This window comes from Segatella copri, assembly GCF_019249655.2.
Classification (GTDB): Bacteria; Bacteroidota; Bacteroidia; order Bacteroidales; family Bacteroidaceae; genus Prevotella.
Genome location: NZ_CP137557.1, coordinates 416,225 through 440,776 on the forward strand (window position 1 = coordinate 416,225; position 24,552 = coordinate 440,776).

Here is a 24,552-nt window from a genome sequence, read left to right on the forward strand (position 1 = left end):
ACGATGATAGGTAAGCAAAGAAGATAAGTTATAGATATTATATATATAATAAGGTATATAAATGAACAAGTTTAGAAAGATTTTCATCCTGCTGCTGGGCGTTATGGCGAGTGTGCAGATGCTGGCACAAGATAAAATCGTTAATCCCGACATCTCGTATGCCGGAACACCCCGCACGCTGACCATCGGCGGTATCAACGTTTCGGGTGTGGAAGGATACGAGGACTACGTGCTCACGGGTATCTCCGGACTCTCGGTGGGTGATGAAATAGAAGTTCCTGGCGATGCAATCACCAGTGCTGTGAAGCGTTATTGGAAGCATGGCCTCTTCTCGAAGGTTGCTATCGCTGCCGACTCCATCGTAGGCGAGAAACTCTATCTGCACATCTATCTGGCTGTGCGCCCTCGTATCTCGAACATCAACTATGTGGGCTTGAAGAAGAGTGAGCGTGAGGATATGGAGCAGAAGCTGGGTATGGTGAAGGGTACGCAGGTGACCCCTAACATGCTCGACCGTGCCAAGATTCTCGCCAAGAAGTATTTCGACGACAAGGGATTCAAGAATGCCGATATCCAGATTAACCAGCGCGACGACGTGGCTAACAAGGGACAGGTGATTCTGGATGTCATCGTGGACAAGAAACAGAAGATCAAGGTTCATCAGATTACCATCGACGGTAACGAGAAACTCTCTGACCGCAAGATCAAGGGTGGATTCTTCTCGAAGGGTGCCTTTGCCAAGACCCATGAGGCAGGCAAGTTTGCCACCTTCTTCAAGTCGAAGAAGTTTACTCCTGAGCGCTGGAAGGAAGATAAGCAGAAACTCATCGAAAAATACTATGAGTATGGTTATCGCGACGCCCAGATTCTGGAGGATAGCATCAGCAACTTCGACGAGAAGCATGTGAACGTATATATCAAGGTGGACGAAGGCAAGCAGTACTTCGTGCGCAACATCAACTGGGTGGGTAACACCGTATATCAGACAGACAGGCTCAACTATCTGTTGGGTATGAAGAAGGGTGATGTATATAACCAGAAGATTCTGCACAAGCGATTGAACGAGGATGATGATGCGGTGGCGAACCTCTACTACAACAATGGTTACGTGTTCTCCAGCATCAATCCTGCCGAAATCAATATCGACGGTGATTCCATTGACTTGGAGATGCGCGTAACAGAGGGACCTCAGGCTTACCTGAGCCACGTACGTATCAACGGTAACACCCGTCTTTATGAGAATGTGGTGCGCCGTGAGCTCCGTACCAAGCCAGGCGACCTCTTCTCTAAGGAGGCGCTGATGCGTTCGGCTCGTGAGTTGGCTTCTATGGGACACTTCGACCCAGAAAAGGTTAGCCCAGACGTGAAGCCTAACTACGAGGACGGAACCGTGGATGTAAACTGGAACCTGGAGCAGAAGAGTAACGACCAGATTGAGTTCTCGCTCGGTTGGGGTCAGACGGGTGTCATCGGACGTGTGGGCTTGAAGCTCAACAACTTCTCTATGGCAAACCTCTTCAATAAGAATAAGGAGCATCGTGGCATCATGCCTATCGGTGATGGTGAGGTGCTGAGCATCGGTGCACAGACCAACGGTACCTACTACCAGAGCTACAACGTAAGCTACTCTACCAACTGGTTTGGCGGCAAGCGTCCTATCCAGTTTAGTGTGGGTGCCTACTACAGCAAGAGTACTGACGTGTCGAGCAACTACTACAACAGTGCCTACATGAACAACTACATGAGTTACATGTATGGCTACGGTTCTGGTTACTACAATAACTACGAGAATTATTACGACCCGGATAAGTACATCCAGATGGTGGGTGTGAGCCTCGGTTGGGGTAAGCGCCTCCGCTGGCCAGATGATTACTTCACCCTGTCGGTGCAGTTGGCTTACCAGCGCTACATGATGAGAAACTGGAGCTACATGCTGATGACCAACGGTAATGCGAACAACTTGAACTTGACCATCGCATTGAACCGTACATCAACCGACAACCAGCTCTTCCCACGTCGTGGTTCAGAGTTCGAGGCAAGCGTGAACCTCACTCCACCATGGAGTGCGTTCGACAACAAGGACTACAAGAACCTCGCCAACAACGCCAACTCTCCAACCTACTCTGAGGAGCAGCAGGAGAAGTATCGCTGGATTGAGTACCACAAGTGGAAGTTCAAGGCAAAGACCTATACCGCATTGACCAGCGGTCAGAAGTGTCTCGTCTTGATGACCCGCGTAGAGCTCGGTCTGCTCGGTGCTTACAACAAATACAAGAAGAGTCCATTCGAGACCTACTATGTGGGTGGTGACGGTATGAGCGGTTACTCATCTTACTATGGTGAGGAAACCATCGGACTCCGTGGTTACGAGAACGGTTCCGTATCTTATACCCGCAACACCGGTTACTATGCTTATGCCTACGACCGCTTCTCACTGGAGTTGCGTTATCCATTCCTGCTGGGCAATACCACTATCTATGGTTTGACCTTCGTAGAGGCAGGTAATGCGTGGTATGACACCAAGGACTTCAACCCATTCAGCATGAAGCGCAGTGCCGGTGTAGGTGTGCGTATCTTCCTGCCAATGGTAGGTTTGATGGGTATCGACTGGGCTTACGGTTTCGACAAGGTATGGAACGGCAGCCAGTATAAGAAGGGTGGAAGCCAGTTCCACTTCATCTTGGGTCAGGAATTCTAAAAACGGATTTTATGAAGAAAATAGTATTGATGCTGATGATGGCTGTAGCAGCCATCTCAGCACATGCACAGAAATATGCATTGGTAGATATGGAGTACATCCTGAAGAATGTACCCGCCTACGAGCGTGCCAACGAACAGTTGAACCAGGTGAGCCGCAAGTGGCAGGCCGAAGTAGAGGCCATCAACCTGGAGGCAAGCACCCTGTATAAGAACTATCAGAACGAGGTGGTCTTCCTCTCTCAGGAGCAGAAGAAAGCCAAGCAGGATGCCATCATGCAGAAAGAGAAGGAAGCCAGCGACCTGAAGAAGAAATACTTCGGTGCCGAGGGCGACCTCTACAAGATGCGCGAGGCACTGATGGGACCTATTCAGGAGGAGATATACAACGCAGTGAAGGAAATCTCCGACCTGCGCGGTTACTCGCTTGTTATCGACAGAGCCAGCAACAATGGAATCATCTTCGGATCGCCAAAAATAGACATCAGCAACGAAGTATTGCAGAAATTAGGCTATTCTAACAAGTAATAAATGTTATTCAAGCAAATAATTTAGGTTATTTCGAGAAATAATTGTATATTTGCAGCCGAAAAGAAAGGGCGCGGCTCTAAACGGGGCTCTTTACGAACAAAGAATAATAATTAAAAAAGAATAAAACAGAAATGAAAAAGCTTATTTTAATGTTGATGCTTTGTGCACCAATGACAATGATGGCTCAGAAGTTTGGCAAGGTTAACACCCAGCAGATTATGCAGTCTTTGCCTGACGTAGCTAAGGCTAATGGCGAGATGGAAGCTCTCCAGAAGCAGAAGGAGAACGAACTGAAATCTATGCAGGATGAGTTGCAGCGCAAGGCTGACGAGTTCCAGAAGGGTGCAAGCACCATGAACGCTACTGCCAAGCAGCAGAAGGAGACAGAGCTCCAAACTCTGCAGCAGAAGATTCAGCAGGCTTACCAGGATGGTCAGCAGGAGTTGCAGAAGAAGAGCAGCGAGCTGATGCAGCCTATCATCGCCAAGGTGCGTGCTGCTATCGAGGCTGTGGGCAAGGCTGGCAACTATACATACATCATGGAGGATGGCACTGCTATCTATACCGGCGCCAACGTGGTGGATGTAACCAAGGAAGTTCAGTCTAAGATTAAGTAATCCAACGTAAGTATTACGATAATGAAGCTAAGGGCAGGCACAAGTGCCTGCCCTTATTTATCATCTAGCACATCTATTCACAAAAATAATCAAATAAGGTATCACGCATTATGAAAAAGAATCTCTTATTTTTGGCTTTCGCTCTTGTTGCCCTCTCGGCTTCTGCACAGCAGAGCCAGGCAGAGGAAACACAACAACCAGCTGCCGTGGCTGCACAGCCAGCATGGCGTTTTGGCTACTTCAGCTTTGAGCAGGTTTTTCATACCATGCCTGGTTACGCCATAGCCAAGCATAATATGGACGAACTGCGCACAAAGTATGATGAGGAGACCAAGCGCGTGGAGAATGAGTTTAATAGCAAGTACGAGGAGTTTCTCGATGGCCAGCGCTCTTATGCCAAGACAATCCTGGAAAAGCGCCAGGCTGAACTGCGTGAACTGATGGAGAAGAACATCGCCTTCAAGGCTGAGGCTAACCGACTCCTGAAGCAGGCTGAGGACGAGGCTTTCGCTCCACTCAAGGCAAAGGTGAACGAGGAGGCTCAGAAGATGGGTAAGGAGAAGGGATTCGCCTTCATCCTCAATACCGACAACAATGCCGCTCCTTATCTCAATGCCGAGATGGGCGAGGATATTACAGCTGCGCTGGAGGAGAAACTGAAATGATGCTGCCTTCCAATCCCGGACCTATCGGAATCTTTGACTCCGGATATGGCGGCCTCACCATCCTGCATGGTCTGCGCCAGATGTTGCCACAGTATGACTACATGTACCTGGGCGACAACGCCCGTGCGCCTTACGGATCTCGCTCGTTCGAGGTGGTGTATAAGTTTACCCGCCAGGCTGTGCTGAAGCTTTTTTCCATGGGATGCCATCTGGTTATCCTGGGTTGCAATACGGCTTCGGCTAAGGCGCTGCGCTCTATCCAGCAGAGAGACATTCCGGAACTGGATCCTGACCGCCGCGTGCTGGGCATCATCCGTCCTACCGCCGAGGTGATAGGTACGCTGACCAAGAGTCGCCACGTGGGCATCCTTGCCACCGAGGGAACCATCAAGAGCGAGAGCTACAAGATGGAGATAGGAAAGCTGTGGCCTGATATCCAGGTAAGCGGAGTGGCTTGTCCGCTCTGGGCAGCTATCGTTGAGGCAAACGAGGCTGACAGTCCTGGTGCTGATTATTTCGTGAAGAAGCGCATCGACCAGCTGATGCGCATGGATGAGGACATCGATACCATCATCCTGGGTTGCACCCATTATCCACTACTCATGAGCAGCATCGTGAAGAATCTTCCCGATGGCGTGAGAGTGGTACCACAGGGACAGTATGTGGCAAACAGCCTGAAGGATTACCTGAAGCGACATCCTAAGATGGAGCAGATGATAACCCACAATGGCACATGCCAGTATCTGACAACGGAAAGTGAGGAAAAGTTCAAGGAGTCGGCGCTGATATTCCTGCATGAGCAGGTAGACGTGACGCACGTGGACCTTGAATAGTTGATAATTTATAGTTAATAGTTTATAGTTATGCAAGAAACAAGACAAAACCGTATATCAAGACTTCTCCAGAAGGAGTTGAGTCTTATCTTCCAGTCACAGACCCGCATGATGCACGGCGTGATGGTAAGTGTAACCAAGGTAAGAGTGAGTCAAGACCTCAGCATCTGCACCGCTTACCTCAGCGTGTTCCCATCTGAGAAGGGTGAGGAGATTCTGAAGAACATCAATGCCAACGAGAAGACCATCCGCTTCGACTTGGGCAGAAAGGTGAGAAACCAGCTGCGCATCATTCCAGAGCTCCGCTTCTTCCTGGACGACAGTCTGGATTACCTGGAGCACATCGACGAACTCTTGAAGAAGTAAAAGAGAGAACTGAAAGATTGAAGGGAGTTAAGGAGTTATGACAACTGCCTTGACTCCCTATATTATATAAATGAAGTAAGACAAATGAATTTTCCATTCTTTATAGCCCGCAGGTATCTCTTTTCCAAGAAGAGTACGCACGTCATCAACGTCATCAGTTCTGTTTCGGTGATTGGTGTGGCGGTGGCTACGATGGCGCTGGTCATCGTATTGAGCGTGTTCAACGGCTTTCACGACCTGGTGGCATCGCTCTTTACCAGTTTCGACCCGCAGCTCAAGGTGATGCCGGTGGAGGGAAAGACGGTGCCTGCCGACGACCCGATACTGACGAAGATACGCCAGTTGCCACAGGTGGACGTGGCTACGGAAACCGTAGAAGACCAGGCACTGGCTATCTATGCCGACCGACAGACAATGGTGAAGATCAAGGGCGTGGATGATAACTTTGCAGAGTTATCGCATATCAACGATATTCTTTATGGCGATGGAAGTTTCGCGCTCCGTGCTGCCAACCTGCAGTATGGCACGGTGGGCATCCGTCTGGCTCAGACACTTGGCATTGGGGCAAGATGGGATGGCTTCCTGAAGATTTATGCGCCAAAGAAGGAAGGACAGCTCGACATGATGAGTCCGGGCGACGGTTTCGTGGCCGATTCGCTGGTATCGCCGGGTGTGCTCTTCGCCGTGAAGCAGTCGAAATACGACCAGAATTACATCATCACCTCCATCTCCTTTGCCCGCAACCTCTTTGACCAGCAGGGCATGCTCTCTGACCTGGAAATCAGACTGAAGGAGGGCAGCGACCTGCAGGCGGTGAAGGCAGAGATGCAGCAGATAGCAGGCAACAAATACAAGGTGCTTGATAGATTCGAGCAGCAGGAGGATACATTCAAGATTATGCAGATAGAGAAACTGATGGCGTATATCTTCCTGACCTTTATCCTGGTGGTGGCATGTTTCAACATCATCGGTTCGCTCTCGATGCTGATCATCGACAAGAAGAACGATGTGGTGACGCTGAGAAATCTGGGTGCCAACGATAAGCAGATAACGCATGTCTTCCTTTTTGAGGGAAGAATGATAGCCGTGATAGGTGCCGTGATAGGCATCGGACTGGGTTTGCTGCTCTGCTGGTTGCAGCAGCAGTATGGCTTTGTGAGATTGGGCGATTCAGAAGGTTCGTTTATCGTTGATGCCTATCCGGTGAGCGTTCACTATACGGATGTGGCAATCATCTTCGTAACGGTCATCGCCGTGGGCTGGCTTTCAGTCTGGTATCCGGTAAGGGCGTTGAGCAAGCGTTTGCTGAACTAGAAAAAGTATAGGATACAAGAAGATTAGATATTATAGGGAAATAAAAAGTCTATCCGGTGTTGCCGGATAGACGTACGGCAGTGGCGGATGTATGTTCGCCACTGCCGTATTTGTATCCGCCACTGGCGGATAGAACTTTTATGGGGAATTCTTATTTCTTTCTGATGAGTGTCAAACCATCGCGCAGCGGCAGAATCACCACTTCCACGCGAGGGTCTTGGGCTATCATGTCGTTGAAGGCACGGATGCCCTTGGTCTGCTGGTCGCGGTCGTATGCCGGGTCGATGACGTGTCCGTCCCACAGGGTATTATCCGCCAGGATGTATCCTCCCGGGTTCAGGATGCCCATCACCATCTCGTAAGTCTCGATGTAGGTGCGCTTGTCGCCATCCACGAAAGCCAGGTCGAACATCACACCCAGTTTGGGTGCTTCAACGTTGGCATCGCCGATGCGGAAATCAATCTTGTCGGCAACATCCGACCCCTCAATCCAAGGGCGGGTGAAATCCTCCATCTCGTCGTTGATTTCAAATGTATAGAGCTTGCCGCCCTCCTGCAATCCCTGGGCAAGGCAGATGGCGCTGTAGCCACTGAAGGTGCCCACCTCAAGAATATTCTTGGGGCGGACCATCTGCACCAGCATCTTGAGCAGTCGGCCCTGGATGTGCCCGCTCGCCATACGTCCGTGGATGGTATGGATGTTGGTGGCACGATAGAGACGGTAGAGATAATCTCCCTCCGGCTCGATATGCTGGCAGATATATTTGTCGATAAGTTCAGTCTCTGTCATCTTACTCCCTGTTTTCCTTCTGTGCTAAGATTCCGGCGATGGCAAGGTCGTAAGACGCCAGACCAAAGCCGCAGATTACTCCGAGGCAGGCGCAGGAGATGTAAGAATGATGGCGGAACTCCTCACGCTTGTGTACATTCGAGATGTGAACCTCTACGCAAGGACACTTCAGACTGCGGATGCAATCCTGCAGGGCAATGCTGGTATGGGTGTAGGCACCGGCGTTGAGCACCACGCCATCGTAGGAGAAGCCCACTTCCTGCAACTTGTTGATGAGCTCGCCCTCGATGTTACTCTGGTAATACTCAATCTCCACATCAGGATACTTAGCCTTCAGCTTGGGCAGGTAGCTCTCGAAGGAGTTGCTGCCGTAAATGCCTGGTTCGCGGACGCCCAGGAGGTTCAAATTAGGACCATTAATAATCTGTATCTTCATAATCACATGATTTTTTAAGTCTGTATCGTTTATTTTTTGTATCTTTGCAGATGCAATAGGCTGGCTGATATCAGCTAACCTGAATGCAAAGGTAATAATAAAATTGGAAACAGACAAGAAAATAGATAAGAAAATGGCTAATGACATCATCAAGAACTATATGAGATACCTCAAGCTGGAGCGAAACTATTCGCCCAACACGCTGGAGGCGTACCGGCACGACCTGGATTATCTGATGGAATATGCCAGGAACAACGATAAGGGGGTGCTGGAAATGAAACTGGAAGACCTGGAGAACTTTTCGGCGAGTCTGCACGACAAGGGCATCTCGGCAACTTCGCATGCCCGTGTATTGTGCGGCGTGCGTTCCTTCTACCGTTACCTGGTGATTGATGATTATCTGAAGGATGACCCTACGGAGCTCTTGCCATCGCCACAGATAGGAGAACATCTGCCGGAATATCTCTCGGTGGAGGAGGTGGATATGCTGGAGTCTGCCATCGACCTCTCGAAATGGGAGGGACAGCGCAACAAGGCTATCATCGAAACCCTCTTCTCCTGCGGATTGCGCGTGTCGGAACTGGTGACCCTGAAAATCAGTCAGGTTTATGAGGAGGAGAAGTTTATCCGAGTGATGGGAAAGGGCAAGAAGGAGAGGCTGGTTCCCATCTCGGAAAAGGCGCTGAAGGAAATCAACCTGTGGTATATCGACCGCAACCTGATGAAGATTAAACCCGGCGAGGAAGACTATGTCTTCTTGAACCGCCGAGGTGCCCATCTCACCCGCCACATGATTCTCATCATGATCAAGAATGCGGCTCAGGATGCAGGCATCAAGAAGACCATCTCGCCCCATACCCTGCGCCACAGTTTCGCCACCGCCCTGCTCAAGGGAGGAGCCGACCTGAGGGTGATTCAGGCACTGCTGGGGCATGAGGATATCGGCACCACGGAAATCTATACCCACATAGAAACTTCCGACCTCAGGGAGGCCATCCTCTACCATCATCCACGCAATATCAAGTATCGGGAAAAGCATTCGGGGGATAATCTGCCGTAAATGGTAGAATATCCGGGGAATTACGCTCTATTTTTCAGTGGAAAATGGCAGAATCTGAAAAAAAATGCGTAACTTTGCAGCCGCAAAATAAAGAACAGGAAATATTAATAGAAAATTAAAGGAAAATATGGCATATTTGTTTTCATCAGAATCAGTTTCTGAAGGACATCCAGATAAGGTGGCTGACCAGATTTCAGACGCCTTGCTTGACCAGTTCCTGGCTTACGATGACCACGCTCACTGCGCCATCGAGAGCTTCTGTACTACGGGTCAGGTAGTAATCATGGGCGAGGTTCGCTCTAACGTTTATGTGGATTTGCAGACCATCGCCCGCAAGACCATCAAGAAGATTGGCTATACCAAGAGCGAATATCAGTTTGACGGCGACTCTTGTGGTGTGCTCACCGCTATCCACGAGCAGAGCGACGACATCAATCGCGGTGTGAGCCGCGAGGAAGATGAGAACCAGGGCGCAGGCGACCAGGGTATGATGTTCGGTTACGCAACCAACGAAACCGCCAACTTCATGCCTGTATCACTCGACTTGGCTCAGCTCATCATGCGTGTACTTGCCGATATCCGCAAGGAGGGCAAGGTGATGACTTATCTCCGTCCAGACTCTAAGAGTCAGGTAACCATCGAGTATTCAGACGACAATGTCCCACAGCGCATCGATACCATCGTGGTTTCTACCCAGCACGATGACTTCATCAAGAAGGCTAACGGCGAGGATGACGACGAGGCTATGCTGGCTAAGATTCGCGAGGATGTGCTCAACATCCTGATTCCTCGTGTGAAGACTCACCTGAGCGACAAGGTGCTGGCTCTCTTCAACGACGACATCAAGTACTTCGTGAACCCAACAGGCAAGTTCGTGATTGGTGGTCCTCACGGAGATACCGGTTTGACAGGTCGTAAGATTATCGTAGATACCTATGGTGGCAAGGGTGCCCATGGTGGTGGTGCCTTCTCGGGTAAGGACTCAAGTAAGGTGGACCGTTCTGCAGCCTACGCAGCCCGCTATATCGCTAAGAACATGGTGGCAGCCGGTGTAGCCGACGAGATGCTGGTACAGGTAAGTTACGCTATCGGCGTGGCAGAGCCAGTAAGCATCTATGTAAACACCTATGGCAGAAGTCATGTGAACATGACCGACAGTGAAATCGCCAAGAAAATTGCCGAGATGTTCGATCTCCGTCCAAAGGCCATCGAGCGCCAGCTGAAGTTGCGCCAGCCAATGTTCTTCGAGACAGCTGCATACGGTCACATGGGTCGTAAGAACGAGGTAGTGGAGAAGACCTTCACCAGCCGTTACCACGATGCAAAGACCATGAAGGTGGAACTCTTCACCTGGGAAAAGCTCGACAAGGTGGATGAGATCAAGAAGTTTTTCGGACTTTAAGGAACGAACAAAATAAGAGAGACCGGATTGAAGGATTCGGGTATTAAAGAATGGTGCAGCAAGCAGATTCGATACATACAGAAGTAGATGCTGAGGCTGGGTCGCAGCAGCAGAACTACAAGCAAAACCATAGCAGCCAACTCACGCCTAAGCAGGTGCTGAGTTGGCTGCCTAAGAATGCGACCCCTGCCCAACAGGATTCGATGATCAGGGCGCATATCAAGCCCAGTGAGATTCACTGGAGCGAGATGCCTGACACCTTGCACCTGCCTGGACATGAGGCGGGCAAGAGCTTCAGAGACGTGAGTTTGCCACAATACTACCGTGAGTCGTTCTTCTCGAAAGATTCGCTCTTCCATCCTGAGCTGAAGGGTGGACGACTGGGAGTGGCGGGCGACCCTGTGCCTTATACGGTGGCAGGTGATAACTTCATCACCTCGCTGCTGCTGCTGTGCTTTGTGCTGGCATGCATTGCATTCTCCAAGTCGAAGCACTTCATCATCCGCCAGGCAAAGGCTTTCTTCCGCACGCAGCGCGAGGGAACCACCGTTATCACGGAAACCAGTTCGGAGGTGCGCTTCCAGCTGTTCTTCGTGGTGCAGACCTGTCTTCTGGTGGCCATCGGATACTTCATCTACTCGAAGGTATCCATCGGAGATACATTCATCATCGAGCAGAATCTGGTAATCAGCATCTATGCCGGTTGCGTGATGGGCTACTTCCTGCTGAAGGCATTTCTCTATTCCTTGGCGGGTTGGGTGTTCTTTGATAAGAAAAAAAATGAACAGTGGCTGAAGGCGTACCTCTTCCTGTTATCGTGCGAGGGTGTGCTGTTGTTCCCGGCAGTTATGCTGCTGTCTTACTTCGACTTATCGCTCCAAGTGGCGGTGATATACACCATAATAGTGCTAGTATTGGTTAAAATATTGTCATTTTATAAGAGTTACCTCATCTTTTTTAAGAGAAATGGCATTTTTTTGCAAATATTTTTGTACTTTTGTGCTCTCGAAGTAGTACCATTGTTTGCCCTTTGGGGTGGACTCGTATTAATCAGTCATTATTTGAAAATAAACTTTTAAGACAAGATGATTAAAAAAATTTTAGTTTCTCAGCCAAAACCAGCCAGTGAGAAATCTCCTTACTTCGATATCGAGAAGGAGTATGGCGTAGAATGTGTGTTCCGTCCATTCTTCAAAGTTGAGGGACTTACAGCGAAAGAATTCCGTCAGCAGAAGATTAATCTGCTCGACTACACTGCAGTCGTTTTTACATCTCGCCATGCAGTGGACAATTACTTCAAGTTGGCAAAGGAAATGCGTATCACCATTCCTGAAGACATGAAGTATTTCTGTGTAATTGAGACTATTGCACTCTATATTCAAAAATACGTGCAGTATCGCAAGCGAAAGGTATTCTTCGGAGATACTGGCAAGATAGACGGATTGATGGCTCAGATGACTCGCCATAAGAACGAGAAATATCTGGTTCCATTGAGCAGCGTACATAATGACGACGTTCAGAATCTGCTCGACGAGAAGAAGTTGAACCACACTGAGTGCGTGATGTATCGCACCGTGAGCAACGACTTCACCGAGGAAGAAATCAAGAACTTCGATTATGACATGATGATTTTCTTCAGTCCTACTGGTGTCAAGGCTTTGAAGAAGAACTTCCCTACCTTCAAGCAGGGTGAAATCGCACTGGGTGCTTTCGGTCCTGCCACGGTGAAAACCGTAGAGGAGGAAGGTCTTCGCATCGACCTGGAGGCTCCAACCAAGGAGTTCCCATCCATGACCGGAGCGCTGAAGGATTATCTGAAGCGAAATAACAAGAAATAAGCAAGGCAGCTTGAAAAAGCGGCTAAGCGAACAAATAAGTAACGAAGCAAAGCTATATGTTGACAGAAAATGATAACACTTTCGGAAAGAGAGAGCATCTGTGCCGGAAAACGCTCATAGACCAGCTCTTTTCCGGGAAATCCCGTGCCCTGACGGCATGGCCCTTGAAGATGGTGTATCTGCTTGTTGACAAGAAGGAACAGGAGAGTGCACCCGTGGAGCTGATGGCGAGCGTTTCGAAAAGGTTCTTCAAGAGAGCCGTGAAGCGCAACAGGGTGAAGCGACAGATACGAGAGGCTTACCGCACCCGGAAGCATGGGCTGCTGGATCGTATGGCACAGATGCCCGACAAGCAACTGCTGCTCGCCGTAATCTGGCAAGACGGCAAACTGCACGACTCTGATGAGATTGATGCCAAGATGCAGAAAAACCTGCAACGATTAGTGGAACGACTGTCTGACGATAGTGGAACAACTCTTTAGTGGAACGGCTATGAGTAATCTCAGCATCTTATGGAAATGGGTAAAGAAAGTGCTCGCCTGGGTACTCTTGCTGCCCATCCGCTTCTATCAGGTATGCATCACTCCCTATACACCGCCTTCGTGTCGCTTTCAGCCTACTTGTTCTGAATATGCCAGACAGGCTATCCTTAAGCATGGACCCTTCAAGGGACTGGCTTTGGCCGTGTGGCGCATCTTGAGGTGCAATCCTTGGGGTGGTTCGGGCTATGATCCCGTGCCGTAAGTTTCCGACTGTATCGTTGGGCCCCATATACATATTATATAATATATAAAGAAATCACATTCGATGGCAAAAAATTTTGTTGAAGAATTGAAATGGCGTGGTATGCTGGCGCAGATAATGCCAGGTACTGAGGAATATCTCAACACCCACATGGTGTCAGCCTATCTCGGAACCGACCCTACTGCAGACTCTCTGCACATCGGTCACCTTTGCGGTATCATGATGTTGCGCCACTTGCAGCGTTGTGGTCATAAGCCTTATCTCCTCGTCGGCGGTGCCACAGGTATGATCGGCGACCCTTCTGGTAAGAGCCAGGAGCGTAATCTTCTCGATTCAGAGACTCTCTATCATAACCAGGAAGCTATCAAGAAGCAGGTGTCTAAGTTCCTCGACTTCGATGGCAATGAGCCTAACAAGGCGGAGTTGGTGAACAACTACGACTGGATGAAGGACTTCACCTTCCTCGATTTCGCTCGTGTGGTAGGTAAGCACATCACGGTTAACTATATGATGGCGAAGGATAGCGTGCAGAAGCGCTTGAACGGTGAGGCTCGCGACGGATTGTCTTTCACAGAGTTCACTTATCAGTTGCTCCAGGGCTACGACTTCCTCTATCAGTATGAGAAGTATGGCGTGCGCCTCCAGTTGGGTGGTAACGACCAGTGGGGTAACATGACTACCGGTACTGAGTTGATTCACCGCACATTGGGTAACGACGCAGAGTGCTTCTGCCTCACTTGCCCATTGATTACCAAGGCAGACGGCAAGAAGTTCGGTAAGACAGAGAGCGGTAACATCTGGTTGGATCGCAACCGCACCACACCTTACGCTTTCTACCAGTTCTGGTTGAACGTAAGCGATGACGATGCAGAGAAGTACATCAAGATCTTCACCGACCTTGACAAGGAGACTATCGATGCCCTCGTAGAGGAGCACAAGCAGGATCCAGGTCGCCGTGTACTTCAGAAGCGTCTGGCTGAGGAGGTTACCGTGATGGTTCACTCTCAGGAGGATTTGGATATGGCTATCGCAGCCAGCAACATCCTCTTCGGTAAGGCTACCAAGGAGAATCTGGCTCAGCTCGATGAGGCTACCTTGAACGATGTATTCGCCAATGTTCCTCACTACGACCTCGACAAGAACCTGCTCGGTGGAACTGCTGTGGATCTCTTCAATCAGGAGGGTATGCAGATTTTCCCAAGCAAGAGCGAGATGCGCAAGCTCGTTAAGGGTGGTGGCGTTTCACTCAACAAGGAGAAACTCGCTGCTTTCGACCAGGTAATCACTGCTGATGACCTGATTGACGGCAAGTATCTTTTGGTTCAGAAAGGTAAAAAGAACTACTTCTTGATTACCGTTAAGTAATCGTTAAAAGTATTGAAAATATTTGGTAGTGGAGAAAAAATCCACTACCTTTGCAACTGATTTGATTGTCCTATGGTGTAATGGTAGCACTACAGTTTTTGGTTCTGTCAGTGGTGGTTCGAATCCGCCTGGGACAACAGGTCATAAATAACCCTTCAAGTCTTTGCGGATTTGGAGGGTTATTTTGTTATATAAGAGTTTAGTTTAGGTAGAGAAAGTTTATGCAAGAGATAGACTTGATATTTCAGCAGTATTATCGTCCGCTATGTCTTTATGCCACTCATTATCTGCATGATATCGATGAGGCTGAAGATGTGGTGCAGGATTGTTTTGTGAAATTGATAAGCAGGAGCATCATGCCGGAAAACATCAAGGCTTTCTTATATACCTCTGTGCGCAATGCCTGCATCGACCGGATGCGCCGCCAGTCTCCGATAGATACGGAGATTTCTCCTTCTGACTTGAGCGGCACAATTTCTGATGACCAGGTACAGGAAAGTTCTTTCCGGGAGGCAGAACTGTGGACGGCTATCGAGTTATTACCCGAACGATGCAGGGAAATCTTCCTGATGAGCAAGCGTGACGGTATGACTTATCGGGAGATTGCCGAAGAACTCAACCTGTCGGAAAAGACCGTAGAACATCAGATTTCCAAGGCTTTAAAGACCTTACGAGGCAAGAAAGATGATTTTCTTGCAGATTTTTTCTATATTTTACCTTTCATCCATGGGGGTATTCTGTAATTCTTGCGTTATAGCAATAAAAGAATGAATAAAAGTACAGTTATGAAAGGTAAAGAGATTATTTTTGCGCTCTCAATTCTAGCCTTGCCAGCTCCAACGTTGGCAGGCACGCCGAAGATGATGGTGGAAGCTCAGACTTCTACCACCATCCGTCAGCAGATGGATTGGCTGCACCGCACCAGGAAAATCAACTTCGTTTATGATTCATCGCTTGATGGGGAATTGAACATCAAGTATCATGGACCCGACATCCAGCATCTTTCGGTGAAGAAGGCACTGAAGGCACTTTTCGAGAAAACTCATATTCTATATACTATCAATGCGAACTATGTGATATTGAAGCGAAAACCCGTACAACAGATATCATCGTCTTACACGAATATAGATCACAAAGTTCAGCAGGTTCAGCGTCGCCACACTCTCAGCGGATACGTCCGTGATGAGAGTGGCGAATCGCTGATTAATGCCACCATCTATGATCTGACGGATGGCATTGGTACAACGACCAATGAATATGGTTTCTTTTCGCTTACCCTGCCCGAAGGCGAGCACCAGCTCCGCTTTTCGTATGTGGGCTATGCCGACAAGGTAGAGAAACTGAATCTCTCGAAAGATATGCATCATAATATGGCACTCCGTGTTGATGGTAAATTGCCTGAGGTTGTGGTAGATGGCGACTTGAACTCTCCTCTTCTGACCACACAAACCGGCAAGCGCTCCTTTTCGAACAAGGATATCAAGACAGAGTTTGCTCTGATGTCTTCACCGGATGTGGTGAAGACCCTGCAGCGTGTGAGCGGAGTGGCAGAAGGACAGGAGTTGGCAAGCGGACTCTATGTGCATGGCGGCAATGGTGATGAGAATCTTTTTCTGATTGATGGTACTCCGCTTTATAATACGAATCATGCGCTGGGTCTTTTCTCCAGTTTCAATGCTGATGTGGTGAAGAACGTGGATTTCTACAAGAGTGGCTTTCCTGCACGATATGGTGGAAGATTGTCGTCGGTGGTGGATGTGCGTACCGCCGAAGGAAACATGAATCAGTTTCATGGCGCCTATCGCATCGGACTGCTCGATGGCAGTGTGCAGTTTGAGGGCCCTATCCAGAAAGGCAAGACCTCTTATAATATAGGTATGCGCCGTTCCTGGTTGGATTTGCTGTCCCGTCCCCTGACCAAGGCTTTCTCTGATCCGGATGAGAAACTTTCGATAGGTTATTACTTCATGGACCTGAATGCCAAGGTAACCCATCGGTTCAACGACCGTTCGAAGATAGACTTGAGTCTCTATCACGGAAAAGACAGTTGGGACGTGAAGGATGATATGGATGATAGCAAGGGGGATTGGTACCATGAAGGTAGTTCATATAATAAGGAATTAACGAAGACGCAGCTCAATTGGGGAAACTTCAATGTAGCTTTGAACTGGAATTATCTGTTCTCGCCGAAGCTCTTTGCTAACTTCACGGCTGTATATTCCCATAACCGTTCTAAACTCTATTCCCTGGATGATGACAGGGAAATCTATCCACAAACCAAGAATGAAAGGGTGTGGAGTCATTTGGAGCATGGCTATACTTCTACTATCTATGATGCCGGATATCGCGCGGCATTCGATTACCGTCCGAATCCACGTCATCATATCCGTTTCGGTCATGACTACACCATGCATCTCTTCCGTCCACAGACGGTGATGCAGCTTGACTATATGGGAGGTGGAAGTGGTGCTGAGATGGATACCATCCGTGTGAATAGTACCAATAGACATGTGTCTCATGAATGGTCGGCGTATGCGGAGGATGAAATCTATCTCAATGATAAGTGGAGCCTGGATGCTGGCTTCCATCTGGGATTGTTTCATATCAGCAACAAGAACTTCTTCAATATAGACCCTCGCTTCGCACTGAAATACCAGTGGAGTCATGCGGTATCGCTGAAGGCTTCTTTCACGCAGATGACTCAGTATGTGCATAAGATATCCAACAGTTATCTGGATTTGCCTACTGATTATTGGGTGCCAACCACCAAGGATTTGAAACCGATGCGTTCTTATCAGATAGCGGCTGGCATCTATGCGCAGCCTAACCGTCACTGGATTTTATCGCTCGAAGGCTATTACAAGCTCTCAAAGCATCTTCTGCAATACAGCAGTTGGCTGGGAATCGAACCTCCGGCAGAGAATTGGGATAGTCAGGTGATGGATGGCAAGGGATTGTTCTATGGTTTGGAGGCTGATGCCACTTATCGTACCACTCACCTGACCTTGAGCGGTTCCTATACGCTTTCCTGGAACAAGCGGAAGTATGATGAGTTCTATCAGGACTGGTATTACGACAAGTATGACAATCGCCATAAGTTGAATCTTTCCTTGAGATATGATTTCAACAGGAAGGTGAGCTGCTATGCGGTGTGGAGTTATCATTCCGGCAATCATGCCACCGTGCCAACTCAGATTGCAGCACTGCCTGGCTTGCCGGATGGTGGCAATCAATATCCTGGCGGTTGGTGGGATTCGGCATCTTTTGTCTATGCCATCCCCAACAACCTGACCTTGCCGGCTTATCATCGTCTGGACTTGGGCTTTGATTTCCATCATGTTACCAAGCATGGACATGAGCGCATCTGGAACTTGAGCATCTACAATGCATATTGTCACCTGAACTCGATGTATGTCAAGGTGGATTACGATGAGAAAACAAAGCGGTTTAGGGCAAAGAACAAGGGATTTGTCCCAATCATTCCTTCGTTCAGCTATACCATCAAGTTCTAAGGAATTGCATGGTGAATAGTAGATGTAGATTTTATGTAAAGATAAAAAGAGATAAAAATGAAAACAATGATATATAGGGCATTTAGCTTCATGCTTTTATGTTTGGCGTTGGTTTCCTGCAAAGATGATTTTGATATTCAAAAGCTGCAGGATCATTCCCGACTGGTGGTTTATTGCTTTCCTACCGAAGGTGATACTACGCTCGTCAGTGTAGCTAAGAGCCTGCCTGTAGCATCCGTGAAGGGGAATGTTGACATCTTATCCCGCGAAAAGGTAGATGCACATATTATATATAAGGTGAATGGGGTGGAGCAAACGGTGAAACGCATCGCAAACGAGGAAGAGGCTCAACTCTTTACCCGAAGCACAAAATCCGATGTGCTTTCGCAACTGGTAGGTCAGTATTATGTGGTAGGCAAGCAGAAAGCTGGCGACAAAATCAGTATTCAGGTTTCTGCACCGGATTTCTCATCTGTTTCAGCATCTACTTATATCCCGGAGAAGGTAGGAGTGGAGTTGGGCGATGTTAAATTGGAAATGAAATCATCGGATGGTTATAACCCGATAACGATTGATAGGGTAGAAGCCGTTTTCCATGATAATCCTTCTTCGGAAGATTATTATTCGGTGAAGCTCAGATTACTGAATCAAGAAATGGACCGTGATCTGGGGCTGCTGACAGACAATGAACCCTTGTTGAACAAGAAGTCGAAGCTGGATGATGATTTCGGTATGGATGATTATGAGTATTTTGGTAATGCCTACATCTTCAATGACCGTACGATAAATGGCAAGACCTATACACTTCATCTGGATACATACTCTAATTCATATCGTCAGTCATTTTATAGTTTTTCTTATGTAGTAGATTTATACAAGGTAACTCCTGAATATTATCGGTTTCTCAAGAGTATCAACGATGCGCAGAGCAACAGTTGGGCAGATGTGGGCTTGATGCAGGTTACGCCTACCTATTCGAATGTAAAAGGAGGCTTCGGAGTGGTGGCTGGCTACAATATAAGTTCTGTTTCGAAATACTTCTATAAATAACGAAGATAATGGAGGAATATATACCAAATAAAAAAGGTGAGGAGTATGAAAAGAAGTCTTTTTGTCATTTTAATTGCCTTGTGCTTTGCCATTGCCGGCAAGGCACAGGGTTCTGATGTTTCTGCTCAAAAGAAGAATACGGGTTATAGTATCTTGAATGATACCGTGGAAGCGGTGAAGGATTCTATGACTTTTGAACAGCGTGTGGAGATGATCAATCGCATGAAGCTAAAGCAGGATACCAAACTGCTGCGCTATGTGGCAGGTATTACGGGCGGACTTTGTGATGCCAATGAAAGTAGCTATATGGTTGAGTTGACATTTGCCTATTATCCCTTGACCTATGCCGGTGTTTCCTGTGGAATAGAATGGAACGACAACCACGGGGATAGACCCTGGATAGAGCGTTATGAGGATGATGAATATGATCCGAAGAGGGTGATTAAAATCAACCTGACACCAGGTTTGGCTTTTCGTACTCCTACCTTGTGGTTAAGCAAGCGTCGTACTGCGGGCTTGATGCTGCATTGCGAGCCGGGACTCTGCATCACGCCATTTTATAATGATATAGTATCTTTTACCGAAATCAAGGACGCACAAGGTGTGGGGCATCCTGCATCTTATACAGATGAACTTTATGGTAATATAACTATCCGAACCGTCAGTAATCATGGCGGAAAATGGCTGGCTTGGCGCATCAAGTCGGCTTTGACCTTCCGTTCGGGCGACGTGTTTCTGTCTTTGGGATGGCTGACAAGCGACTTCAATATCGAAAATGGCAGAAACAACATCCGCTATACGAAGGGTAAGCGATATAATGGCATTGAGAAGTATAAGCATACCAATACGCTCTTTGCATCTATTACAGGACAATTTTAAAGGAAGAAAGGGATTCTATGATGAAGATCAACAAGAACGAACAGGAATTTGTGCTGAAGTTTTTTCAGCCGAACAAGCTGGATACCCGGAAGGCTTTGCAGAAGGTGAAGGCTCGGGTAGGCATTGCTGATGAAGAGGTTTCGCATGCTGCAACTGTATCTTTACGCATGCGTCGCATCCGCTGGATAGCTGTGGCTGCATCTATTCTGGTGCTCTTCACCATAGGCGCCTATACGCTTTTGCAGCCAAAGACGGTGACACTTTCTGCCGAATCAGAAGTAGTGGCGTATCATCTGCCTGATGGAACGAAGGTATCGTTGATGCCTCATTCTTCTCTTTCCTATCAGGAAGATGATTGCAGAAAGGTGGAGATGAAGGGCTGCATCTATTATCAGGTGAAGCATGATGAACAGCATCCTTTCGATGTAGTGGGAGAGCATGGACATGTAAGGGTGCTCGGTACCCAGTTTATGGTGGATGAAAGAACGGATGCCCCCGAAGTGATGGTAACCGGCGGAAAGGTGCTTTTCACGGCTCGCCATTCTGCTGAAGGCGTCTTCCTGACCAAGGGCAAGCGAGCCCGTTTGCTGAAAGGGGCTGTCCAGCCTGAGTTGTTGGCTGATTACGATATCAACGATGTGGCATGGGCTACGCATCGCCTGCATTTCGACAATACTCCATTATCCGAAGTATTGGAGGAACTTTCTAAATTGTCAGGCATGAGATATACGGCTTCTGATGAGAACAAGCGTCTGACGGGTGATTTTGATGTGGATTCCATCCCGCAGGTCATCCAAGTGATAGAAGAAACACTGGGTGTCCAGATACGATAAGAGTTGAATCAAGCATCGCAAAAAGCATCACAATAAGGGACTAACTTATGAAAAGAAGTCAATAAAATGAGAAAATAAGTAAAAAGGCTGCATCTTTCGTATTGAATTAGAGCGAGATTCAAAATAATTTTGTATCTTTGCCCTCGTAACAAATCAAACAATTGATTAAAATATAAAAGTATGGACTTTAACAAACTATTCTCATTGGAGGGTAAGGTTGCCCTCGTGACAGGTGCCGCATACGGTATCGGTTTCGCTATTGCTGAGGCTTATGCCAAGGCGGGTGCTAAAATTGCTTTCAACTGCCGCAGCCAGCATCACATGGATCAGGCACTTGCAGATTACAAGGCAAAGGGTATTGATGCCAAGGGTTATATCTGTGATGTAACAGATGAGGAGCAGGTGAAGAATATGGTTGCTGACATCGAGAAGGAACTCGGCGTTATCGACATTCTGGTAAACAATGCTGGTATCATCAAGCGCATTCCTATGACGGAAATGTCGGTTGATGACTTCAAGCAGGTAATCGACATTGACCTCACTGCACCATTCATCGTATCTAAGGCTGTTATCCCAGGTATGATCAAGAAGGGTCATGGTAAGATTATCAACATCTGCTCTATGATGAGCGAGTTGGGTCGTGAAACTGTTTCTGCATACGCAGCAGCCAAGGGCGGCTTGAAGATGTTGACACGTAACATCTGCTCAGAGTATGGTGAGTACAACATCCAGTGCAATGGTCTGGGTCCTGGTTATATCGCAACTCCACAGACAGCCCCTCTTCGTGAGCGTCAGGCTGATGGTAGCCGTCACCCATTCGACAGCTTCATCTGTGCAAAGACTCCAGCTGGTCGCTGGTTGGATCCAGAGGAGTTGGAAGGTCCTGCTGTGTTCCTGGCATCAGATGCTTCTAATGCAGTGAATGGCCACATTCTCTATGTAGATGGTGGTATCTTGGCTTACATCGGCAAGCAGCCTAAATAAGCAAAGCTTTCTATGATATACAATAATAGGGCAATCCATGCGGGTTGCCCTATTATTTTAAAAAATAATCTTTACGATTATTTGTTGAGTGCGTCTGCAAGTTCAGCGCCAGCCTTAAACTTGGCAACCTTCTTGGCAGCAATCTGAATCTTCTCCTTAGTAGCAGGGTTGATGCCCTCGCGAGCAGGACGCTCGTTAACACTGAAAGTGCCGAAGCCTACCAACTGGATTTTGTCACCTGCAATGAGAGCATCCTTCAATGCGTTTGTAGTTGCATTGAGAGCAGCCTTAGCCTGATCCTTTGTGATGCCTGCACTAGCTGCAATCTTGTCGATCAATTCTGTCTTATTCATAATTTTACGTTATAAAATGATTAGTAATTTTGTCTTGTTATCTTTTTTGCTTACAAATATAGCTTTTTCCTTTGAAAGTTCAAATAAAAAAAGCAGAAAAGTGATGAAAATAGTGAAATTTTATTGTAATCTACTCATTTTTTGGTGATTTCACGGATATTTTTAGTAATTTTGCCACGAAATTATAAATTTTATAGTGATTATTAATAATAAAGAAAGAAAATCGTTATGCGCAATATACCGATAGTTACAAAGAACTTGTTGATAGTGAATGTTGTTGCCTTCTTGGTATGCTATTTGTTTGGCAAAGATGCTTCTGGCAATTTTATGCTCAATGATATATTGGGACTTCACTTCTTTATGGCATCCGACTTCCACGTGTACCAGTTGATTACCTATATGTTTATGCATGGAGGTTTTGAACACATCATATTCAATATGTTTGCCCTCTGGATGTTTGGTTGTGTGGTAGAAAGAGTATGGGGAGCCAAGAAGTTCCTTTTTTATTACATAGCTTGTGGCGTGGGCGCAGGACTCTTTCAGGAAGCTGCGCAGTATGTCAGCTATCTGTATAATGACTTCTCTGCCTATCAGTTTATAGTGGATGCCAATGGCGCCCGCCTGCCAATGGGGGATTATCTTAATTTGTGGACCACGGTGGGTGCCTCGGGTGCCATCTATGCCATTCTGCTTGCCTTCGGCATGATTTATCCGAATGAGCGTATCTTCATCTTCCCATTGCCGGTACCTATCAAGGCGAAGTATTTCGTGATTGGCTATGCTGCCATCGAACTCTTCTCGGCATTGGCTACCCGTGGTGACGGCGTGGCTCATATTGCCCACCTGGGAGGTATGGTCTTCGGTTTCTTCATGATCCGCTACTGGCGCAAGCAGATGGAGGGTGGTTATCACAATTCATCTACCCAAGATGCCTTCGACAAGGTGAGAAACATGTTTGGTGGTCGTAATAAGTACACCAAGCAGCGTTTCGACTATACCCGAAATGAGAATTATACAACTGATTTCCAGCCTACCGACCAGGATGAGCAGCGCAAGAAGGCAAATCAGGTAGAGATAGACCAGATATTGGATAAAATCAGAAAGAGCGGCTACGACAGTCTCTCTAAAGAAGAGAAGCAGACGCTTTTCGATCAGAGTAATAAGTAAGAAGATATGCTTGACGGATTGAAAGATTTTACGGTGAAGATGATAGCGGGAGCCAATGTGGCTACCATTGTCTTCATGCTATTGGTGGGATATTCGGATTTGTTAAATCCGGCAAAGTTTCCTGCATTTACCAATGCAGGCTTGCTGTTTCCCATCTTTCTCGTCATCAATTTGGGTTTTCTGGTCTTTTGGGTTGTCTTCCGTTCCAAGTACGCCCTGATTCCTGTACTCGGATTCCTGGTGGCTTTTGTGCCTGTGCGCCAATACATGCCTATCAATATGAAGGGAGATGCGCCTGAGGGAAGTATCAAGGTGTTGTCGTATAATACCTGGAACTTCGGCAGCCAGACAGAGGATGATGAAGGGCATAACATCTGCCTGCAGTATATTCAGGAACAGGATGCCGATATCGTGTGCCTGCAGGAAGCCATGCCCAATTGGAAGAATCAGCAGCAGATAGACAGTATCTTGAAGCCGATGTATGCCTATCAGGATACAACCGTCCATCCCAAGGGTGGCAACTGCCTGATGCTGCTCAGCAAGTATCCGATTCTTTCCAAGGAGTTGATTCCATACGAATCGACGGGAAATATGAGTGTGGCTTATCGCCTGAAAATAAAGGGAAAGGTGGTGCTTGTCATCAACAATCATCTGGAAACAACCGGATTGAGTCTGGAAGACCGCAGGCAGTTTAAAAACCTGGTGGTTGGAAAGCTTCAGGTGGATACAGCCGAGGAAACCTCAAAGCTCCTGGTGGTGAAGTTGGCTGAGGCAACCCGCAAGCGTGCTCCCGAGGCAGAGGCTGTGGCGGAGTATGTAAAGCATCATAAGAGTATGAGTACCATTCTCTGTGGTGACTTCAATGATGGACCTATCTCGTACGCCCACCGCACGATAGCGAAGAATCTGACAGATTGCTACATTGCCAGCGGAAACGGCCCTGGCATCAGCTATCATCATGGAGGATTTTTTGTACGAATAGACAACATCATGTGCTCTGATGATTGGGACCCATACGAATGCTATGTAGATAACAAAATAGCGGTTTCAGACCACTATCCCATCATCTGCAAGCTAAAAATGCGCCCTAAACATCAAAAATAGTGCAAATTATTC

25 protein-coding genes and 1 tRNA gene are annotated in these 24,552 nt (G+C 47.6%); 23 read left to right on the forward strand and 3 right to left on the reverse strand.

The genetic code is table 11. From position 1 onward, the window contains the following. Positions 1-61 precede the first annotated feature (61 nt). From KUA49_RS01630 to KUA49_RS01660, 7 genes are all read left to right on the forward strand, one after another. On the forward strand, positions 62-2,698 hold the full coding sequence (locus tag KUA49_RS01630) for an outer membrane protein assembly factor (protein WP_203039052.1): 2,637 nt from the start codon (positions 62-64) through the stop codon (positions 2,696-2,698). 11 nt (positions 2,699-2,709) lie between these two features. Further along, positions 2,710-3,225, forward strand: a complete 516-nt coding sequence (locus tag KUA49_RS01635; RefSeq protein ID WP_203039054.1) for an OmpH family outer membrane protein — start codon at positions 2,710-2,712, stop codon at positions 3,223-3,225. A 134-nt stretch (positions 3,226-3,359) separates the two neighbouring features. Further along, positions 3,360-3,845, forward strand: coding sequence for an OmpH family outer membrane protein (locus KUA49_RS01640; protein WP_203039056.1), 486 nt, complete (start codon positions 3,360-3,362; stop codon positions 3,843-3,845). A gap of 110 nt (positions 3,846-3,955) precedes the next feature. Further along, entirely contained in the window at positions 3,956-4,510 is a 555-nt protein-coding gene (locus KUA49_RS01645; protein WP_218412693.1) for an OmpH family outer membrane protein, read from the forward strand. Further along, positions 4,507-5,343 carry a glutamate racemase gene (gene murI / locus KUA49_RS01650; RefSeq protein WP_203039060.1) on the forward strand — a complete coding sequence of 279 codons (837 nt, stop codon included), beginning with the start codon at positions 4,507-4,509 and terminating at the stop codon, positions 5,341-5,343. Before KUA49_RS01645 ends, murI begins: the two co-directional genes overlap by 4 nt. 30 nt (positions 5,344-5,373) lie before the next feature. After that, a complete protein-coding gene (gene rbfA, locus KUA49_RS01655) occupies positions 5,374-5,709 on the forward strand; it encodes a 30S ribosome-binding factor RbfA (protein WP_218412692.1) in 336 nt (111 codons plus the stop codon). A gap of 84 nt (positions 5,710-5,793) precedes the next feature. Next, positions 5,794-7,023, forward strand: a complete 1,230-nt coding sequence (locus KUA49_RS01660; RefSeq protein ID WP_218412691.1) for an FtsX-like permease family protein — start codon at positions 5,794-5,796, stop codon at positions 7,021-7,023. Between the two features lie 151 nt (positions 7,024-7,174). Here the strand turns inward: KUA49_RS01660 and KUA49_RS01665 are convergent, their stop codons facing one another. Together KUA49_RS01665 and aroQ are read right to left on the reverse strand one after the other, a co-directional pair. Next, the gene (locus tag KUA49_RS01665; RefSeq protein WP_203039064.1) at positions 7,175-7,813 is read right to left on the reverse strand and encodes an O-methyltransferase; all 639 of its coding nucleotides are present in this window, start codon (positions 7,811-7,813) and stop codon (positions 7,175-7,177) included. 1 nt (position 7,814) lies between these two features. After that, positions 7,815-8,249 (reverse strand): type II 3-dehydroquinate dehydratase, encoded by a 435-nt coding sequence (gene aroQ, locus KUA49_RS01670; protein WP_218412690.1) that lies wholly within the window; start codon positions 8,247-8,249, stop codon positions 7,815-7,817. A 133-nt stretch (positions 8,250-8,382) separates the two neighbouring features. Here aroQ and xerA point away from each other — a divergent pair, with 133 nt between their 5' ends. The 14 genes from xerA (at position 8,383) to KUA49_RS01740 (ending at position 21,916) form a co-directional block, all read left to right on the forward strand. Beyond that, entirely contained in the window at positions 8,383-9,309 is a 927-nt protein-coding gene (gene xerA / locus KUA49_RS01675) for a site-specific tyrosine recombinase/integron integrase (RefSeq protein WP_218412689.1), read from the forward strand. A 127-nt stretch (positions 9,310-9,436) separates the two neighbouring features. After that, positions 9,437-10,711, forward strand: a complete 1,275-nt coding sequence (gene metK, locus KUA49_RS01680; protein ID WP_218412688.1) for a methionine adenosyltransferase — start codon at positions 9,437-9,439, stop codon at positions 10,709-10,711. A 50-nt stretch (positions 10,712-10,761) separates the two neighbouring features. Then, entirely contained in the window at positions 10,762-11,790 is a 1,029-nt protein-coding gene (locus KUA49_RS01685) for a DUF4271 domain-containing protein (protein ID WP_218412687.1), read from the forward strand. A 6-nt stretch (positions 11,791-11,796) separates the two neighbouring features. Further along, positions 11,797-12,549: a uroporphyrinogen-III synthase gene (locus tag KUA49_RS01690; RefSeq protein ID WP_203039074.1), complete on the forward strand. Its 753-nt coding sequence runs from the start codon at positions 11,797-11,799 to the stop codon at positions 12,547-12,549. A 56-nt stretch (positions 12,550-12,605) separates the two neighbouring features. Next, positions 12,606-13,031 carry a ribonuclease P protein component gene (gene rnpA, locus KUA49_RS01695; RefSeq protein WP_218412686.1) on the forward strand — a complete coding sequence of 142 codons (426 nt, stop codon included), beginning with the start codon at positions 12,606-12,608 and terminating at the stop codon, positions 13,029-13,031. A 10-nt stretch (positions 13,032-13,041) separates the two neighbouring features. Continuing rightward, positions 13,042-13,293: a membrane protein insertion efficiency factor YidD gene (gene yidD / locus KUA49_RS01700; RefSeq protein ID WP_218412685.1), complete on the forward strand. Its 252-nt coding sequence runs from the start codon at positions 13,042-13,044 to the stop codon at positions 13,291-13,293. A gap of 63 nt (positions 13,294-13,356) precedes the next feature. Beyond that, positions 13,357-14,658 (forward strand): tyrosine--tRNA ligase, encoded by a 1,302-nt coding sequence (gene tyrS / locus KUA49_RS01705; protein WP_153122005.1) that lies wholly within the window; start codon positions 13,357-13,359, stop codon positions 14,656-14,658. Between the two features lie 66 nt (positions 14,659-14,724). Continuing rightward, positions 14,725-14,795 (forward strand) — tRNA-Gln (locus tag KUA49_RS01710). Positions 14,796-14,879: 84 nt separating this feature from the next. Next, positions 14,880-15,401: an RNA polymerase sigma-70 factor gene (locus KUA49_RS01715; RefSeq protein WP_218412684.1), complete on the forward strand. Its 522-nt coding sequence runs from the start codon at positions 14,880-14,882 to the stop codon at positions 15,399-15,401. Between the two features lie 24 nt (positions 15,402-15,425). Further along, positions 15,426-18,170 (forward strand): TonB-dependent receptor, encoded by a 2,745-nt coding sequence (locus tag KUA49_RS01720; RefSeq protein ID WP_256624840.1) that lies wholly within the window; start codon positions 15,426-15,428, stop codon positions 18,168-18,170. A gap of 57 nt (positions 18,171-18,227) precedes the next feature. Then, a complete protein-coding gene (locus KUA49_RS01725; protein WP_218412683.1) occupies positions 18,228-19,220 on the forward strand; it encodes a DUF4249 domain-containing protein in 993 nt (330 codons plus the stop codon). 45 nt (positions 19,221-19,265) lie between these two features. Then, the gene (locus KUA49_RS01730) at positions 19,266-20,099 is read left to right on the forward strand and encodes a hypothetical protein (protein WP_218412682.1); all 834 of its coding nucleotides are present in this window, start codon (positions 19,266-19,268) and stop codon (positions 20,097-20,099) included. Between the two features lie 17 nt (positions 20,100-20,116). After that, positions 20,117-20,932, forward strand: coding sequence for a FecR family protein (locus KUA49_RS01735; RefSeq protein WP_218412681.1), 816 nt, complete (start codon positions 20,117-20,119; stop codon positions 20,930-20,932). A 180-nt stretch (positions 20,933-21,112) separates the two neighbouring features. Beyond that, positions 21,113-21,916 carry a gluconate 5-dehydrogenase gene (locus KUA49_RS01740; RefSeq protein ID WP_203039089.1) on the forward strand — a complete coding sequence of 268 codons (804 nt, stop codon included), beginning with the start codon at positions 21,113-21,115 and terminating at the stop codon, positions 21,914-21,916. 77 nt (positions 21,917-21,993) lie between these two features. Here the strand turns inward: KUA49_RS01740 and KUA49_RS01745 are convergent, their stop codons facing one another. Next, positions 21,994-22,269 carry an HU family DNA-binding protein gene (locus KUA49_RS01745; protein ID WP_203039091.1) on the reverse strand — a complete coding sequence of 92 codons (276 nt, stop codon included), beginning with the start codon at positions 22,267-22,269 and terminating at the stop codon, positions 21,994-21,996. Positions 22,270-22,497: 228 nt separating this feature from the next. Here KUA49_RS01745 and KUA49_RS01750 point away from each other — a divergent pair, with 228 nt between their 5' ends. Then, positions 22,498-23,436, forward strand: a complete 939-nt coding sequence (locus KUA49_RS01750; RefSeq protein WP_218412680.1) for a rhomboid family intramembrane serine protease — start codon at positions 22,498-22,500, stop codon at positions 23,434-23,436. 6 nt (positions 23,437-23,442) lie between these two features. Continuing rightward, entirely contained in the window at positions 23,443-24,540 is a 1,098-nt protein-coding gene (locus tag KUA49_RS01755; protein WP_218412679.1) for an endonuclease/exonuclease/phosphatase family protein, read from the forward strand. The last annotated feature ends 12 nt before the right edge of the window (positions 24,541-24,552 follow it).